At 70.1% G+C, this 17,181-nt stretch carries 15 protein-coding genes; 11 read left to right on the plus strand and 4 right to left on the minus strand.

The window, feature by feature from the left end; genetic code table 11:
* Nucleotides 1-31: 31 nt before the first annotated feature.
* Both ACIP6N_RS00235 and ACIP6N_RS00240 read left to right on the plus strand, forming a co-directional pair.
* Complete coding sequence (locus ACIP6N_RS00235) at nt 32-826, plus strand: GNAT family N-acetyltransferase (protein ID WP_401811612.1); 795 nt, start codon at nt 32-34, stop codon at nt 824-826.
* A 198-nt stretch (nt 827-1,024) separates the two neighbouring features.
* The gene (locus tag ACIP6N_RS00240) at nt 1,025-2,995 is read left to right on the plus strand and encodes an ATP-dependent DNA helicase (RefSeq protein WP_401811613.1); all 1,971 of its coding nucleotides are present in this window, start codon (nt 1,025-1,027) and stop codon (nt 2,993-2,995) included.
* A gap of 141 nt (nt 2,996-3,136) precedes the next feature.
* Here ACIP6N_RS00240 and lexA read toward each other — a convergent pair whose 3' ends face one another.
* On the minus strand, nt 3,137-3,922 hold the full coding sequence (lexA, locus tag ACIP6N_RS00245) for a transcriptional repressor LexA (protein ID WP_401811615.1): 786 nt from the start codon (nt 3,920-3,922) through the stop codon (nt 3,137-3,139).
* A 422-nt stretch (nt 3,923-4,344) separates the two neighbouring features.
* On the opposite strand from lexA, the gene nrdR reads away from it, so the two are divergent.
* On the plus strand, nt 4,345-4,857 hold the full coding sequence (gene nrdR / locus ACIP6N_RS00250) for a transcriptional regulator NrdR (protein WP_401811617.1): 513 nt from the start codon (nt 4,345-4,347) through the stop codon (nt 4,855-4,857).
* A 144-nt stretch (nt 4,858-5,001) separates the two neighbouring features.
* The gene (locus tag ACIP6N_RS00255; RefSeq protein WP_401811619.1) at nt 5,002-7,893 is read left to right on the plus strand and encodes a vitamin B12-dependent ribonucleotide reductase; all 2,892 of its coding nucleotides are present in this window, start codon (nt 5,002-5,004) and stop codon (nt 7,891-7,893) included.
* A 195-nt stretch (nt 7,894-8,088) separates the two neighbouring features.
* On the opposite strand, the gene ACIP6N_RS00260 is transcribed toward ACIP6N_RS00255, so the two are convergent.
* Nucleotides 8,089-8,613 carry a TerD family protein gene (locus tag ACIP6N_RS00260; RefSeq protein WP_401811620.1) on the minus strand — a complete coding sequence of 175 codons (525 nt, stop codon included), beginning with the start codon at nt 8,611-8,613 and terminating at the stop codon, nt 8,089-8,091.
* A gap of 203 nt (nt 8,614-8,816) precedes the next feature.
* On the opposite strand from ACIP6N_RS00260, the gene ACIP6N_RS00265 reads away from it, so the two are divergent.
* The 7 genes from ACIP6N_RS00265 (at nt 8,817) to ACIP6N_RS00295 (ending at nt 14,022) form a co-directional block, all read left to right on the plus strand.
* Entirely contained in the window at nt 8,817-9,422 is a 606-nt protein-coding gene (locus ACIP6N_RS00265) for a YdbC family protein (RefSeq protein WP_401811621.1), read from the plus strand.
* A 175-nt stretch (nt 9,423-9,597) separates the two neighbouring features.
* Nucleotides 9,598-10,257 carry a histidine phosphatase family protein gene (locus ACIP6N_RS00270; RefSeq protein WP_401811622.1) on the plus strand — a complete coding sequence of 220 codons (660 nt, stop codon included), beginning with the start codon at nt 9,598-9,600 and terminating at the stop codon, nt 10,255-10,257.
* Between the two features lie 72 nt (nt 10,258-10,329).
* A complete protein-coding gene (locus tag ACIP6N_RS00275; RefSeq protein ID WP_401812576.1) occupies nt 10,330-11,259 on the plus strand; it encodes an ADP-ribosylglycohydrolase family protein in 930 nt (309 codons plus the stop codon).
* A gap of 318 nt (nt 11,260-11,577) precedes the next feature.
* The gene (locus ACIP6N_RS00280; protein WP_401811624.1) at nt 11,578-11,790 is read left to right on the plus strand and encodes a hypothetical protein; all 213 of its coding nucleotides are present in this window, start codon (nt 11,578-11,580) and stop codon (nt 11,788-11,790) included.
* An 86-nt stretch (nt 11,791-11,876) separates the two neighbouring features.
* Nucleotides 11,877-12,245: a hypothetical protein gene (locus ACIP6N_RS00285; RefSeq protein ID WP_401811625.1), complete on the plus strand. Its 369-nt coding sequence runs from the start codon at nt 11,877-11,879 to the stop codon at nt 12,243-12,245.
* A gap of 300 nt (nt 12,246-12,545) precedes the next feature.
* Nucleotides 12,546-13,256: a ribonuclease HII gene (locus ACIP6N_RS00290; RefSeq protein WP_401811627.1), complete on the plus strand. Its 711-nt coding sequence runs from the start codon at nt 12,546-12,548 to the stop codon at nt 13,254-13,256.
* Nucleotides 13,257-13,371: 115 nt separating this feature from the next.
* A complete protein-coding gene (locus ACIP6N_RS00295) occupies nt 13,372-14,022 on the plus strand; it encodes a hypothetical protein (RefSeq protein WP_401811628.1) in 651 nt (216 codons plus the stop codon).
* Between the two features lie 133 nt (nt 14,023-14,155).
* Here the strand turns inward: ACIP6N_RS00295 and ACIP6N_RS00300 are convergent, their stop codons facing one another.
* On the minus strand, nt 14,156-14,788 hold the full coding sequence (locus ACIP6N_RS00300; RefSeq protein ID WP_401811629.1) for a hypothetical protein: 633 nt from the start codon (nt 14,786-14,788) through the stop codon (nt 14,156-14,158).
* A 211-nt stretch (nt 14,789-14,999) separates the two neighbouring features.
* On the minus strand, nt 15,000-17,171 hold the full coding sequence (locus ACIP6N_RS00305; RefSeq protein WP_401811631.1) for a RecQ family ATP-dependent DNA helicase: 2,172 nt from the start codon (nt 17,169-17,171) through the stop codon (nt 15,000-15,002).
* Nucleotides 17,172-17,181 lie beyond the last annotated feature (10 nt).

Here is a 17,181-nt window from a genome sequence, read left to right on the forward strand (position 1 = left end):
CGGCCCGACCTGCCGCGAGGAGCGAGAGACCGTGCCTCCCACTGATGAGAGCGCCGACGAGAGCACCGATGCGTGCGCGGACGGGAGCGTCTACGGAACCACCGGCGCGAACGCACGTGCCGGAGCCGTCCCCGCCCCGCCGGGCGGGGATGCCGAGGACACCCTTGACCTGCGGCTCTCCGAGCAGCTTGTCGCGCTGCTCGCAGAAGGCGGCCCGACGGTGCCCCCGCCGGTGCCCGACGACGTGCCCGGCGGTGGGCTCCTCGATTTCCCCGCCGGGTGGGGGCCCGTGACCACCCCGGTCGGTGTCTTCCAGCTCGTCCCCGTGCGCGTCGAGCGCGATCTGGCGCTGATCAGCCGCTGGATGAACGATCCCGCTGTCGCCGCCTTCTGGGAACTGGCGGGGCCCGAGGCCGTCACGGCCGCCCATCTGCGTGCCCAGCTCGACGGCGACGGGCGCAGCGTGCCCTGTCTGGGCGTGCTGGGCGGGGCGCCCATGAGCTACTGGGAGATCTACCGCGCCGACCTCGACCCACTGGCGCGCCACTACCCGTCCCGCCCGCACGACACGGGCATCCACTTCCTCGTCGGGGGCGTCGCCGACCGCGGCCGACGGATGGGCACCACGCTCCTGCGGGCCGTCTCCGCGCTCATCCTCGACAGCCGGCCGCGCTGCGGACGGGTCCTCGCCGAGCCCGATCTGCGCAACACCCCGTCCGTGTCCGCGTTCCTCAGCGCCGGGTTCCGTTTCTCGGCGGAGGTCGACCTCGATCAGAAACGAGCCGCGCTGATGGTCCGCGAACGCGCGTTCCGCGACCTGCTCTGAACGACGCGTGGGGGAACGGTCCGCTTCCCGGCCTCCCCGGCCACCGGCCCTCCGTTTCCGGTCCCCCGTACGGGCAGAAAACCTGGAGTGCCCGGGGCGCTCTCCCCAACTCGGCCGGGGATCCACGCATCCGCCCGCCTCCCCGTCTTCCGCGGAGCGACCTCCACTGTCAGTGCGGCCCCGTAGGGTAGTCGCGCTATGACGAAGCCATCACTCTCCGAACTCCTCCACGCCGCCGTCACCGCTGTCGGCGGTGTGGAGCGGCCCGGCCAGGTCTCCATGGCCGAGGCCGTCGCCGAGGCCATCGACTCCTCATCCCATCTGCTCGTGCAGGCCGGCACGGGCACCGGCAAGTCGCTCGGCTATCTGGTGCCTGCCCTGGCACACGGAGAGCGGGTGGTGGTGGCCACGGCCACTCTCGCCCTGCAGCGCCAGCTGGTGGAGCGCGACCTCCCGCGTACGGTCGACGCCCTGCATCCCCTGCTGCGCAGGCGTCCCGAGTTCGCCATGCTCAAGGGCCGCTCCAACTACCTCTGCCTCCACCGGCTCCACGAAGGCATGCCGCAGGACGAGGAGGACGGCCTCTTCGACCAGTTCGAGGCGGCCGTACCGACCAGCAAGCTGGGCCAGGACCTGCTGCGGATGCGGGACTGGGCGGACGAGACAGAGACGGGCGACCGCGACGCGCTCACGCCGGGTGTCTCCGACCGCGCCTGGTCCCAGGTCTCCGTCTCGTCCCGGGAGTGCCTGGGTGCGACGAAGTGCGCCTACGGAGCGGAGTGCTTCGCGGAGCTGGCACGCGAGCGCGCCAAGCTCGCCGACGTGGTCGTCACCAACCACGCGCTGCTCGCGATCGACGCGATCGAGGGCGCGCCGGTGCTCCCGCAGCACGAGGTGCTGATCGTCGACGAAGGCCATGAGCTGGTCTCCCGGGTCACCGGCGTCGCCACCGGCGAGCTGACACCGGGCCAGGTCAACCGCGCGGTGCGCCGAGCGGCCAAGCTGGTCGACGAAAAGGCCGCGGACTCACTGCAGACGGCGGCCGAGACCTTCGAGCGGTTGATGGAGCTGGCCCTTCCCGGGCGGCTGGAGGAGATCCCCGAGGACCTCGGCTACGCCCTGATGGCACTGCGCGACGCGGCCCGTACGGTCGTTTCCGCGCTCGGCTCGACCCGCGACAAGTCCGTGCAGGACGAGGACGTCGTGCGCAAGCAGGCGCTCGCGGCCGTGGAGTCCGTCCACGGTGTCGCCGAGCGGATCGCCAACGGCTCGGAGTACGACGTCGTCTGGTACGAGCGGCACGACCGGTTCGGCGCGTCGCTGCGGGTCGCCCCGCTCTCCGTGTCCGGCCTGCTGCGGGAGAAGCTGTTCGCGGAGCGCTCCGTCGTGATCACGTCCGCCACGCTCAAGCTCGGCGGCGACTTCAACGGTGTGGGCGCCTCGCTGGGGCTGGCTCCGGAAGGCGCGGTCACCGAGGACGTCCCGCCGTGGAAGGGCCTCGATGTGGGCTCGCCGTTCGACTACCCGAAGCAGGGCATCCTGTATGTCGCCCGCCATCTCAACACACCGGGACGCGAGGGCTCTCGCGACGACATGATGGATGAGCTGGCCGCGCTGGTGGAGGCGGCCGGCGGCCGCACGCTCGGCCTCTTCTCCTCGATGCGGGGCGCGCGGGCGGCGGCCGAGGAGCTGCGCGTCCGGCTGGACGTGCCGATTCTCCTCCAGGGCGAGGAGACGCTGGGCGAGCTGATCAAGGCCTTCGCCGCCGATCCGGAGACCTGCCTGTTCGGCACGTTGTCGCTGTGGCAGGGCGTCGATGTGCCGGGGCCCAGTTCGCAGCTCGTGGTGATGGACCGCATCCCGTTCCCCCGTCCCGACGACCCGCTGATGAGCGCGCGCCAGAAGGCGGTGGAGGAGGCCGGCGGCAATGGATTCATGGCCGTCGCCGCGACGCACGCGGCGCTGCTGATGGCCCAGGGCGCCGGGCGGCTCGTACGGGCGAGTGGCGACCGGGGCGTGGTGGCGATCCTCGACCCGAGGCTGGCCAAGGCCCGGTACGGCAGTTTTCTGCGCGCTTCACTGCCTGACTTCTGGTACACGACGGACGGTGACCAGGTGCGGCGCTCGCTCACGGCCATCGACGGGGTGGCGAAGGCGAACGCGCAGTAGAGGGCCGCGAGAGCGCAGAGGGCAGAAGAAAGGGCCCTGGTGCGGTCACTGCCGACAGGCTCGGACGTACGCCTGTCAGCAGACCCAGCAGGGCCCGTCCGCTCTCCGGGGTGGAAGCCTCCCGGGAGAGCACCGTACGCGTCAGACGCGGCGCAGGACCGCCACCACCTTGCCGAGGATCGTCGCCTCGTCGCCGGGGATCGGCTGGTACGCCGCATTGTGCGGGAGCAGCCAGACATGGCCGTCCTCCCGCCGGAAGCGCTTGACCGTCGCCTCTCCGTCCAGCATCGCGGCCACGATGTCGCCGTTCTCCGCGACCGGCTGGCGGCGGACCGTCACCCAGTCGCCGTCACAGATCGCGGCCTCGATCATCGAGTCGCCGACGACCTTGAGGACGAACAGCTCTCCGTCACCGACCAGTTGACGGGGCAGCGGGAAGACGTCCTCGACGGACTCCTCGGCGAGGATCGGCCCACCGGCCGCGATCCTGCCGATCAGCGGCACATAGGAAGCGGCGGGCTTGCCCGTGGTGTCCGTCTGCTGCGTACTCGGCTGGTCGGACCCACGGACCTCGTACGCCCTCGGCCGGTGCGGGTCCCTGCGCAGGAAGCCTTTCCGCTCCAGAGCCATCAGCTGGTGTGCGACGGACGATGTGCTGGAGAGGCCGACGGCCTGGCCGATCTCCCGCATGGAAGGCGGATATCCACGCCTCTGCACGGAGTCGCGGATGACTTCGATGACCCTCCGCTGCCGGTCCGTGAGACCGGTGCTGTCCGCCCTGATCCCTGGAGGCCTGCCGGGCAGCGAACGGGGGGGCTTGGGCCCCTCCGGATTCGTGACAGCGTCATTGATGTCATGCACCGGCTCGAGACGGCTCTGGGAGCGGTCCTGAGCAGTGATGGTGGCACTGTCTGCGGTCGTGGTCACGTCGGCCCCTCTCGAATGGGTTCTCCCTAGCTGCACAACGGTAGTAGCTTTCGAAAGGTTGCGCCAAACACACGTTCGAGTGAAAAATCGAAGAGGGTCGGGCGAGACGCTTCGGCTGGGTGTATGGCCAGGCTCCTGACGGCCGGCGGCGCAGCCGCCCGTTCGCGCCGCCGGCCGCTTCCCGTACGCTCTGCGCTGCCCGGCGGCATCGCCGGTGACCCCTCGGGAAGCGCGACACGCGCGCAGGCGTAGAGTGCCGCTAAACCCCCAGATCTAGTGGTTGGATCATTCCCACCACCCAGAAGTTGTGGTCCGGGTCCATCGCGGTCACGGGCATCACCTATGCTGGGGACTGCTTCGGGGGGCCTTTCCGGCCCCTGGCGGGGCCATTCAGTCATGCTGCGTAAGGAGGGTCGGATCACATGCACTGTCCCTTCTGCAGGCATCCCGACAGCCGTGTCGTCGACAGTCGCACCACGGACGACGGGACGTCGATCAGGCGCCGTCGCCAGTGCCCCGACTGCACCCGCCGTTTCACGACGGTGGAGACCGCGTCGCTGATGGTGATCAAGCGCAGCGGTGTGACCGAGCCCTTCAGCCGTACGAAGGTCATCTCCGGCGTCCGCAAGGCATGCCAGGGACGTCCGGTCACCGAGGACGCGCTCGCCAAGCTCGGCCAGCGGGTCGAGGAAGCGGTACGCGCCACCGGAAGTGCCGAGCTGACCACCCACGACGTGGGGCTGGCCATACTCGGCCCGCTGCGGGAGCTCGACCTCGTCGCGTACCTGCGCTTCGCGTCCGTGTACCGGGCGTTCAACTCACTCGAAGACTTCGAGGTCGCCATCGTGGAATTGCGCGAGCGGCCTCCCTCGGAAGGGGAAAACGGGACGGGCGAGGCCCACGAGGCCCCCGTGTCCGCTCCCGCCGCCGACTGACGGCCGACTCGGGCCGACCGCTCTCGCGGCGACGAAACACCTGCCACGGGTGTGCCCTGTGCGGCACCCGAGGCTCAGACATGCACCCGTGCCAGGGAAGAACATGGCACTTCAGGGCGTTTTTGCACGTATATGGGAGGCGGCATGACAGAGACGACGAGCGGCCCGGCACGAGGGTCCCGCACCAAGGGAACCAAGGTCACCAAGGGTCTGCGTATCGAGCGAATCCACACCACGCCCGGCGTGCATCCGTACGACGAGGTGGTCTGGGAACGCCGTGACGTCGTCATGACCAATTGGCGTGACGGCTCGGTCAACTTCGAGCAGCGTGGCGTCGAGTTCCCCGACTTCTGGTCGCTGAACGCGGTCAACATCGTCACCAGCAAGTACTTCCGCGGGGCCGTCGGCACCCCGCAGCGCGAGACCGGTCTCAAGCAGCTGATCGACCGGATCGTGAAGACGTACCGCAAGGCAGGAGAGGACTACAACTACTTCTCCTCGCCCGAGGACGCCGAGATCTTCGAGCACGAGCTGGCGTACGCCCTCCTGCACCAGGTCTTCAGCTTCAACTCGCCGGTCTGGTTCAACGTCGGCACGCCCCAGCCGCAGCAGGTCTCCGCGTGCTTCATCCTCTCCGTGGACGACTCCATGGACTCGATCCTGGACTGGTACAAAGAAGAGGGGATGATCTTCAAGGGCGGTTCGGGCGCCGGCCTGAACCTCTCCCGGATCCGTTCCTCCAAGGAACTGCTCTCCTCCGGTGGCAACGCCTCCGGCCCTGTCTCCTTCATGCGCGGTGCCGACGCCTCCGCGGGAACCATCAAGTCCGGTGGCGCGACGCGCCGTGCGGCCAAGATGGTCATCCTCGACGTCGACCACCCCGACATCGAGGACTTCATCGAGACCAAGGTGAAGGAAGAGGAGAAGATCCGCGCGCTGCGTGACGCGGGCTTCGACATGGACCTGGGCGGCGACGACATCACGTCCGTCCAGTACCAGAACGCCAACAACTCGGTCCGCGTGAACGACGACTTCATGAAGGCCGTCGAGGCGGGCGGGAAGTTCGGGCTGCGGGCGCGCATGACCGGCGAGGTCATCGAAGAGGTCGAGGCCAAGTCCCTCTTCCGCAAGATGGCGGAAGCCGCGTGGGCCTGCGCCGACCCGGGCATCCAGTACGACGACACGATCAACCACTGGCACACCTGCCCGGAGTCCGGCCGGATCAACGGCTCGAACCCGTGCAGTGAGTACATGCACCTGGACAACACCTCGTGCAACCTGGCCTCGCTGAACCTGATGAAGTTCCTCAAGGACGACGGGAAGGGCAACCAGTCCTTCGAGTCCGAGCGCTTCGCCAAGGTCGTCGAGCTGGTCATCACCGCGATGGACATCTCCATCTGCTTCGCGGACTTCCCGACGCAGAAGATCGGCGAGAACACCCGCGCCTTCCGTCAGCTCGGCATCGGCTACGCCAACCTCGGCGCCCTGCTGATGGCCACCGGTCACGCCTACGACTCGGACGGCGGCCGCTCGCTGGCCGGCGCCATCACGTCGCTGATGACCGGCACCTCGTACCGGCGCTCCGCCGAACTGGCCGCGGTCGTCGGCCCGTACGACGGCTACGCCCGTAACGCCGAGCCGCACAAGCGCGTCATGAAGCAGCACTCCGACGCCAACGCCACCGCTCCGCGCGTCGACGACCTGGACAGCCCCGTCTGGGCCGCCGCCACCGAAGCCTGGCAGGACGTGCTCCGCCTCGGTGAGAAGAACGGCTTCCGCAACGCGCAGGCCTCGGTCATCGCCCCCACCGGCACCATCGGTCTCGCGATGTCCTGCGACACGACCGGCCTTGAGCCCGACCTCGCACTGGTCAAGTTCAAGAAGCTCGTCGGCGGCGGCTCGATGCAGATCGTCAACGGCACCGTCCCGCAGGCCCTGCGCCGCCTGGGCTACCAGGAGGAGCAGATCGAGGCGGTCGTCGCCCACATCGCCGAGCACGGCAATGTGATCGACGCGCCCGGCCTGAAGACCGAGCACTACGAGGTCTTCGACTGCGCGATGGGTGAGCGTTCCATCTCCGCGATGGGACACGTGCGGATGATGGCGGCGATCCAGCCGTGGATCTCCGGCGCGCTCTCCAAGACGGTGAACCTCCCGGAGACCGCCAGCGTCGAGGACGTCGAAGAGGTCTACTTCGAGGCGTGGAAGATGGGCGTCAAGGCGCTCGCGATCTACCGCGACAACTGCAAGGTCGGACAGCCGCTCTCCGCGAAGAAGAAGGAAGAGGCCGTCACGGAGAAGGCCGAGGACACGATCCGCCAGGCGGTGGAGAAGGTCATCGAGTACCGCCCGGTCCGCAAGCGTCTGCCCAAGGGCCGTCCCGGCCTCACCACTTCCTTCACGGTGGGTGGCGCCGAGGGCTACATGACGGCCAATTCGTACCCGGACGACGGTCTCGGCGAGGTCTTCCTCAAGATGTCCAAGCAGGGCTCGACGCTCGCGGGCATGATGGACGCCTTCTCCATCGCCGTCTCGGTCGGTCTCCAGTACGGCGTTCCGCTGGAGACGTACGTATCGAAGTTCACCAACATGCGCTTCGAGCCCGCCGGGATGACGGACGACCCGGACGTACGGATGGCGCAGTCGATCGTCGACTACATCTTCCGCCGTCTCGCGCTGGACTTCCTGCCCTTCGAGACGCGCTCGGCCCTCGGGATCCACTCGGCCGAAGAGCGTCAGCGTCACCTGGACACCGGTTCGTACGAGCCGTCCGCGGACGAGGGCCTGGACATCGAGGCGCTGGCCCAGTCGGCGCCCCGCCGGACGGAGACGCTGAAGGCGGTGCCGCCGACCGTGACGACCGCCACGGGCGCGGTTCCCGCACCCAAGGAGGCGCACACCTCGGCCGAGCTGGTCGAGATGCAGCTCGGCATCAGCGCAGACGCGCCGCTCTGCTTCTCCTGCGGTACGAAGATGCAGCGGGCCGGCTCCTGCTACATCTGCGAGGGCTGCGGCTCGACCAGCGGCTGCAGCTGATTCTGGGCGCGGCCGGGTCGTGAGTGACCTGGTGGGGGCGGTGGAGCTCGGCTCCGCCGCCCCTGCGCGCGTGATGCCCGGCTGTCACGTGCGGCGCGACGCGTCCGCGCGGAAAGCCCGTTACGGCCTTTGGGGCCGCAACGCGAGACGTGGGGCTCGCCTCACCACTCCCGGCCCGGCGGCCAGCCGTCCCCGTCAGGCGGAGCCCATCACCCTGCCGAAGGACTGGGGGTCGGTGTCGAAGCCGCGGACGGCGGTGCGGAACGACCAGGCGCCGGAGTCGGCCCGTACGAATTCGGCGACGGTCGCCGCCGTCGCAGCGGCTACATCGGCGAAGTCGTACTCCGCCAGTTCGTTGTAGCCCTCCAGCACGCGGATCTCGGGGCTCGCGATGTCGCCGAACCTGCGCTCGCCGTCGCGCTGCTGGATGACCACGCCCACGACCACCCGGACGTACTGGGACCCCAGCCGGTCCAGCTCCAGCGTCATGTCCTCGTCGGTGCCGAAACCCTGGCCGGTCTTGCTGTCGCGGTTCAGGGTGATGGTGCCGTCGGGCGAGCGGCTGCCGAAGTGGACCAGATAAGCGGGTTCGCCGGTCGGGTCGTCGGAGGTGTACGTCGCGGCGACGACGTCGAGGTCATGGTCGGGTTCGCCGAAAGGGCTGGGATCCCACTTGAGCGACACCTCGGCCTTGGACACGCCTTTGTTGAGACTGCTCACCGGTCTTCCCCCTTGTGTGAACCGCTGCGTGGACCGCGTATGTTAACCGCGCCGGAGCCCATGCTCTGCATCCAGGCTAGACCGAGGGACTGACAACGCAGGGCGGGATCCGTGCGGTTGACGCCATGCTGGCTGATATTCGCCGTGGGCCGGACTCCGCCGGTACGGGGTCGTGGCCGCCTCCTGGCCCGTACGATGGCTCGGTGCTGGTCAAGTGGATTTGCTGCACTGTGGTCGACCGTCGAGGCTTCGAGCGCGGGCAGCGGAAATGGGCAGGGTTGCTCGGCGAGCCGGGTTTCCGCGGGCAGGGCGGGGGATGGAGCAGAACGCGGCCCGGCGTGGCCCACATCTTCACGTTCTGGGAGAGCCGGGCGTTCTACGACTCGTTCATGGCGCGCTCGCACGACCGCCTGGCCGCCGCGCAGTCCGGGACGTACCGGGATATCCAGGTCAAACTGTTCGACCACCGCTTCGATGTGAAGATGGGCTTCGAGCCGCAGTTCACCGACGCGGACGTGGTCCGTGTCGCGCACAGCAAGATCCATGAGGGCCGGGTCGAACATTTCGCCCTGATGCAGGAGAAGGTGTGGAACCCCGCCATGGCGGGGTCACCCGGGATGCTGCGCGGGCTGTTCGGTGAGGCGCCGGGGAACGAGTTCCTGGTGCTCTCGATGTGGCAGTCGGCCGCCGAGCACGGCAAGTACCGCGTCGAACGGGTGGAGCGGCTGACGCTCCGCGCGCAGACGGCGGCGGACGTGGCGGCGCTGACGGGGGACATCATCGAGCTGGAACCGTCCTGGACGGTATGAGCTGCCGGGCGCGAGCCACGCCTGCCGCTCTCCTGCCCACCCCACCCCGCCTGTTTCGCCCGCTGCGCCGGATGGACGTGAGGCCCCGGTGAGACCCGGGCAGGAGGGCCCAGCTCCTGTCCGGCGGATCTTCGTGGCCCGCGAAGATCTGCCGGGCAGGGCCTAGGGTCGGAATATGGCACGTCCGCGGCGCATCGTTCTTGTTCGGCACGGCGAGTCGGTGGGGAACGCCGACGACACGGTGTACGAACGTGAGCCCGATCATGCCCTGAGGCTCACCAAACGGGGCCGGCGGCAGGCCGAGGAGACCGGGGAGCGGCTGCGGGCGCTGTTCGGTCACGAGCGTGTCAGCGCGTATGTCTCGCCCTACCGGCGGGCTCACGAGACGTTCCGCGCCTTCGGCCTCGACCCGGATCTGGTCCGCGCGCGGGAGGAGCCCCGGCTGCGCGAGCAGGACTGGGGAAACTGGCAGGACCGGGAGGACGTACGGCTGCAGAAGGCCTACCGCGACGCGTACGGACACTTCTTCTACCGGTTCGCCCAGGGCGAGTCGGGCGCCGATGTGTATGACCGGGTCGGTGCCTTCCTGGAGAGCCTTTACCGCAGCTTCGAGGCGCCCGATCACCCGCAGAATGTACTGCTGGTGACCCATGGACTGACCATGCGGCTGTTCTGTATGCGCTGGTTCCACTGGTCGGTGGCGGAGTTCGAGTCGCTGTCGAACCCCGGGAACGCCGAGACCAGGACGCTGTTGCTCGGCGCGGACGGCAGGTACGTCATGGACCGGCCGTTCGAACACTGGCGTACCCCTGAGTCGTACGGGATCACCGGATAGGGTCCCGGGCTGATGACTCCTGACTCCACTGATCCCACGGAACGCACTGATTCGACTGACTCCACACACCCCATTGGCTCCGCCGGCGCCAATTCCGGCGGCTCCACCTCCGGTGCCCGCTTTGAACGCGCCCTGAACAGCCTGCGCGGGCTGGCCGTGGGAGACGCCCTCGGATCCCAGTTCTTCGTACCGTCGAACCTCCCTCTGCTGAAGCGCCGAGAACTGCCCGCCGGTGCCTGGCAGTGGACCGACGACACCGAGATGGCCGCCTCCGTGGTCGCGGTGCTGGCCGCGGAAGGCCGGATCGACCAGGACGCGCTCGCTCAGGCATTCGCCCGCCACCACGACTTCGACCGCGGCTACGGCCCCGCGGTGAACCGCGTGCTCCGGCTGGTCAGGGAGGGCGGCGACTGGCGCGAGCTGGCTGCCGGTCTCTTCGACGGGCAGGGCTCGTGGGGCAACGGAGCCGCCATGCGGATCGCGCCGCTCGGCGCCTGGTACGCGCCGGATGCCGAGCGGGCCGTGAAGCAGGCGGCGCTCTCCGCCTTCACGACGCACCAGCACCACGAAGCGGTGGTGGGTGCCATGGCGGTCGCGGCAGCGGCGGCGCTCGCGGGAGCCCCGGACGGGCCGCCCGCCCCCGGGGACCTGCTCGGCGGTGTCATCGCGCTGATACCCCGCAGCGCTGTCCGGGTGGGACTGGTCCGTGCGCTGGACCTGCTCGATCACACCGATCCGCGCACCGTCGCCGGCGTCCTGGGCAACGGGCGGCGGACCAGCGCGCACGACACCGTCCCCTTCGCACTCTGGTCGGCGGCGCGCTCTCTCGCCGACTTTGAGGACGGTTTCTGGACCACCGCGCAGGCGGGCGGCGACATCGACACCACCTGCGCGATTTTCGGTGGCGTGGTGGCCGCGGGCCGGGCGGGGCAGCCGCCGGAGGCCTGGCTGGCGCGGACGGAGGAACTGCCCGGCTGGCTGCCCGCGGCCGTGGCCTGCTGAGGTCGTGTCACGGCCCGTCGTGATCACGGCCCTTCGGCTGGTGAATCAGGCGCGGCGCGGGGACCCGGTCGGAAGGTCTGAACGGCAGGTCGCCGGCGGGTTTCGAGATCCCCTGTCACAGCGGCGGTGAACCAGGCGGACCGGAGCCCGGCCGTCGGACCGGCGGCTCCATGAAAAAGGCAGCGAGGAGCCCCGTCTTCGCGCGTCCTGGCCCCGGGACTCTCCGGGACGCGCGGAGACGGCCGATTGCGTACTGTCACCGCGCGGCTCGCTCTCGTAGGCTCCTTGTCGGCCTGTCTGCCTATTTCGGGATGTGTCATGCAACCTCAGACGATGTACTGCTACACCTGCGAATCCCACGAAGGTCACCGCCCCCTCACTGCCGCGGAGAAGGTCTGGCTCAAGGGGCGCACCGGCCAGAAGAACGTCGAAGCGTTCTTCATGTGCACGGCCCAGGGCTGCCGCAATGTGCGTACCGGCTTCAATCAGCGTCCCTTCGACCCCGTCATCCGCGTGCCCTTGCCGGACTGACCTCGCGAGCGGCCGTCACGCGGACGTCGAGCACGCTTTTCGCGCCCCGGGGGGCGATATCTCCGAGACGCGGCACAATGACGTCCATGACGTGCTCGCCTCCTCGCGCTGCCGGGGGTTCCTCGCTCTCTTTGTGGTCGAAGGATTCCGTCCTGTCGATCGGCTCGGTGGGTTCGGTGCTGTCCATCGGTTCCGTGGGCAGCGCGCTGTCGATCGGCTCGATCGGTTCCGCGCTGTCCGCCGGTTCGATCGGGTCCGCCATGTCGCTGGTGTCGCTGGGGTCCCTGCAGAGCGCCGGATCCGTGTTCTCGGTCCGGGCGCGGTCGTCCGTGATGTCCGCCGGCCGGCACAACGCGCTGGGCACGCGCGGTGCGCTCGGCACGCTCGCGGTGCTTGCCTCGGGCGGCCTCGTACTGGCCGGCGCACTGGCCCTGCGCACACGGGCCGGAGGCTGACCACGGATCGTGCACGGCACGGACGGCTGATCACGCCGGGCTGATCACGCCCGGCTGACCGGGCTGGGCTGACCGGGCTGGGCTGACCGGGCCAGGGAGCTCTCACCCACGCGGAGGGGCGATCGGGAACGGACCTGTCCCGACCTGTCCTGACGGATCCACCCGGGGGGCGCCGACCGGCCGGGGCTGCGGAGGTGCCGGGCGCGCAGGCCCGCCGCGGCCGTCCGCCGCAGGGCCCGGCAGGTGGAGAGCCACCCCGGCTGTCGCGTGGCTTTCCGGCGGCGTAACCTTGCACGCGCCATGCCGTACGAACCACCCACGCACACCGTCGAGCGCTCGCTCCGCGCCACCACCGGCGCCAGGATCATCGCTGGAGTAGATGAGGTCGGACGCGGAGCGTGGGCCGGTCCTGTCACGGTGTGCGCGGCCGTCACCGGACTGCGCAGGCCTCCCGCCGGTCTCACCGACTCGAAGCTGATCAGTCCCAAGCGCCGTACGGAGATGGCCGGTCAGCTCAAGGAATGGGTGACCTCCCACGCACTCGGGCACGCCTCTCCGGAGGAGATCGACGCACTCGGGATGACCGCGGCGCTCCGGCTCGCCGCCGAACGCGCCCTGGAGGCGCTGCCGGTACGGCCGGACGCGGTGATCCTCGACGGCAAGCACGACTATCTCGGAGGGTCCTGGCAGGTGCGTACGGTCATCAAGGGCGACCAGTCCTGTATCGCCGTGGCGGCCGCCTCCGTGCTCGCCAAGGTGCACAGGGATGCCATGATGGCTGAACTGGGCCTGGCAGCACCGGAGTACGCCCCCTTCGCTTTCCACGACAACGCCGGTTATCCCTCGCCGGTGCACCGGGCGGCGCTGGAGGAGCGGGGGCCGACAGCGCACCACCGGCTCTCATGGTCCTATCTTGACGCGCTGCCCCAGTGGCGGCATCTCAAGAAGGTCCGGGTCCCCGTGGAGACGGCCGCGATGGAAAGCGGGGGCCAACTCGGCTTCGACTTCTGAATCTTCCGGTGATCCCGCCGGCCGCGCGCCCCTCGCGCGGACATGGGAACGAATGTGCCACCAATGTGGCCACCTGCCGGTGCGTTTCGCACCGGTGTTTGATAGACATCCTGTTATGCCTCTCACCCCCGAGGAGCCTCAGATTCAAGCGAGCGCCCAGGGTCCCCGCGCCACTCCGGCCACCGGCCGTACCGCAGCGACCCCCCGTCCCGTCCCCGGTCCGCGTCCCGTTCCGGGCCCGCGTTCCGCGGCCACACCGAGGCCCGGGCGTCCCGGCCCCGGTCCCGCAAGGTCCGCGCCGCCGCAGCAGCGCGCCGCCGGCTCCGCGGGGCAGCAGGAGGCGGTTCGTCCTGACGCCTCAGCGGCCCCCCGGTCCTCAGCCCCGCAGCTCCAGCTGATCCCGGCTCCGGCGGAGGGGGCGATCGACGCCGCGGAGGCGGCGGTCGACACACTGCTCGACTCGGGCCGGGCTCCCGGCGACATCCTCGTACTGACCACGGGTGAGCAACACCCTTGGGCGACGCACGAGTTGTCCTTCGGCGAGGCCGCGTACTGGGCTCAGCAGGATGCCCGCGAAGATGTCTTCTTCGCCGACGCCTCCGCTGTCGCCCGTGCGAAGTCCCGTTCCGTCGTGGTCGTGGCCGTCAACGGGGGCGAGGGCGACCTCGCCCCCGTGCTGCCGTCGGCCCAGAAGCTGGCCGGGGCGCTGCTCATCGTGTGCGGCGACCCCGAGAAGACCAACGCCGTGCTCGGCACGGGCGTCTGAACCGTACGACTCCTCGGAGTCCGGTCGCCGCCTCGTGCGGCGCCGCTTCTCTCCGGCCCGGCCGCCCTCTCGCAGGGCTGCCGGGCCGCTGCCGTACAGCACGGCGGCCGGGCTGACGTGTACGCCCGCTCGCTCAGCGGGCGGCTGTCCGCCGTGACACTTCGACCGAACCACTGCCGCCGCTGCGCACCACCGCGGTCTCGGGATCGGCGGTGGTCTCGGACAGAGCGACGGGCGGGGACTCCGAGTCGGGCCGGCGGCCGCCGCGGCCGTCGCCCAGCACCTGCCAGCCACCGCGCGTCAGTGTGATGTACGCGCCGCAGCGCAGTCCGTGCAGTGTGCAGGCGTCACGCAGCCCCCACATCCAGGCCCCGTCCTCCTGCGTCCAGCGCTCGTCGCCGTCCCGGGAGTAGAGCAGGACGGCGGTGCGTATCGGCGTTCTGCGGCGCAGGTCGTGCGGGATGACGCGGCGCAGCTGCGCCAGCAGCGCGTTACGGAACTCCCAGCCGTCCACCTGCGCCACGCGTGGTACGAACGAGGCGCTGGCGGCGAGCCGTTCCTCATGGTCGAGGACGGCGACGACGGCGGTCGCGGGAGCCGGCCGGTGGCGGCTGTGCAGACCGCTGACCACCTCACGGGGGTTGCGCAGCAGCGGTATTCCCGCTGCCGCCCACTCGGCGGGTTCGAGGATCCTGGCGAGGCGGCTGACGGAGTCGGCCGGTGCGGTGATCGAAGTGGCTGCGGACGGGGCGAATCCGAAGGTCACGTTCCTCCCTTCGCATACGCGCCCACAGTGCGGGCAAGGTCGAGTGGGGGCGCCGTGGCGCAGCCCGGCGGACAGGGGCCGGACCGTGCGGGGCGTGTCCAATTCTCGCTGCCCTGCGGGCGTGCGGCAACGAGCAATTGACGCGGCTGACGGGAAAGGGTGGGTATGACCCTGATATCCCTGCCCAGAAAGCCATGAGTGATGCTTGCTGTCAGGTCTGGACGGCGAGGACCAGGGGAAATACGCCTTCCGCACCCGCCCTGCGGAGCAGCCGCGTGGCCACCGCGAGTGTCCAGCCGCTCTCCGAGAGATCGTCGACGAGCAGGACGGGCCCGCCGGCCGACGCGAGAGCCGCGGCCAGCTCGGGCGGCACGGTCAGCGTTTCGTGCAACGCCCGCACGCGCTGGGCGCTGTTGGTGCGGGACATGTGGCTGTCGGCGGCCTCCGGGGCGTACGCGACCGAGCCGAGCAGCGGCATCCGGCCGACCTCGGAGATACGGCTGCCGAGCGAACCGACGAGCCGCGGCCTGCTCCGGGAGGCGACGGTGACGACCCCGACCGGCCTCGGCGGCGCGTCGGGGGCGCCGGAGGCCCAACCGCCCGGCCCCTTCGCCCAGTCCGCGAGCACACTCACCACCGCGTCCACCACATCAGCGGACACCGGAGCGTCCGGAGCGTGCGGGGCGAGCAGCGGCCGGAGCCGGTTGCCCCAGCCGATGTCGGACAGCCGCCCGAGCGCCCGGCCGGGAAGGGACTGCTCCGCCGGGGCGATACGTCCCTTCAGGTCGACACCGACGGCGGAGAGCCCGGTCGGCCACATCTTCCTTGGCTCCACCTCGACGCCCGGCCTGCCCAGTTCCCCGCGCGCCGCGTCCAGGGCCGCCCCGGACACCTTGTCGGTGAACCGTGCCCCCGCGCAGTTGTCGCAGCGGCCGCAGGGGGCGGCCAGCTCGTCGTCCAGCTGCCGCCGCAGAAATTCCATCCGGCACCCCGCCGACGCCGCGTAGTCGCGCATCGACCGCTGCTCTGTCTCCCGCTGGCGCGCCACCCAGGCGTACCGCTCTGTGTCGTACACCCACGGGCGGCCCGTGGTGGTCCAGCCGCCCTTCACCCGGCGCACCGCTCCGTCCACGTCGAGCACCTTGAGCATGGTCTCCAGCCGGGTGCGCCTCAGCTCGACCAGCGGCTCCAGAGCGGGCAGCGAGAGCGGTTTGCCCGCCTGCGCCAGGACATCGAGCGTGCGCCGGACCATCTCCTCGGGCGGAAAGGCGACCGAGGCGAAGTACTGCCAGATCGCTTCGTCCTCCTTGCCGGGAAGGAGCAGTACCTCGGCATGCTCCACACCGCGCCCGGCGCGGCCCACCTGCTGGTAGTAGGCGATGGGGGAGGAGGGTGAGCCGAGATGCACCACGAAGCCGAGGTCGGGCTTGTCGAAGCCCATGCCGAGCGCGGAGGTGGCCACCAGCGCCTTGACGCGGTTCGCCAGCAGGTCGTCCTCCGCCTGCTGCCGCTCCGCGTTCTCCGTCCTGCCGGTGTACGAGGCGACCGTGTGCCCGCACTGCCGCAGATACGCCGTGACCTCCTCGGCCGCGGCGACCGTCAGGGTGTAGATGATCCCGGACCCGGGCAGCTCGGTCAGATGGTCGGCCAGCCACGCCAGCCGGTGCGCGGCGTCGGGCAGCCGCAGCACGTGGAGGCTGAGGCTTTCCCGGTCCAGCGGCCCGCGCAGTACGAGCGCGTCGGTCCCCGCCCCGGTCCCCAGCTGCTCCGCGACATCGGCGGTCACCCGCGCGTTCGCCGTGGCGGTCGTGGCGAGAACGGGGACGCCGGACGGCAGCTCCGCGAGCATCGTGCGCAGTCGCCGGTAGTCGGGGCGGAAGTCGTGGCCCCAGTCGGAGATGCAGTGTGCCTCGTCCACCACCAGCAGACCGGTGGCGGCGGCGAGCCTGGGCAGAACCTGATCGCGGAAATCCGGATTGTTGAGGCGCTCCGGACTCACCAGCAGGACATCGACCTCGCCGCCGGCGACCTCGTCCTGGATCGTGTCCCATTCCTCGGGATTGGACGAGTTGATCGTGCGGGCCCGGATTCCGGCCCGCGCCGCCGCCTCCACCTGGTTGCGCATCAGCGCGAGCAGCGGGGAGACGATCACGGTCGGGCCCGCGCCGCGCTCGCGCAGCAGGGCGGTCGCGACGAAGTACACCGCGGACTTGCCCCAGCCTGTCCGCTGGACGACGAGCGCCCTGCGCCGGTCGGCGACAAGCGCCTCGATGGCCCGCCACTGGTCCTCACGCAGCTGGGCGGTGCCCGTCGTGTCACCGACCAGGCGGGCGAGTACGGAGTCGGCCGATTCCCGGAGGGCTGTGCGTTCTGCGTTGGTCATGGCCCCCATG

The sequence above is a fragment of the Streptomyces sp. NPDC088725 genome (assembly GCF_044751305.1).
In the GTDB taxonomy this organism is placed as follows: Bacteria; Actinomycetota; Actinomycetes; order Streptomycetales; family Streptomycetaceae; genus Streptomyces.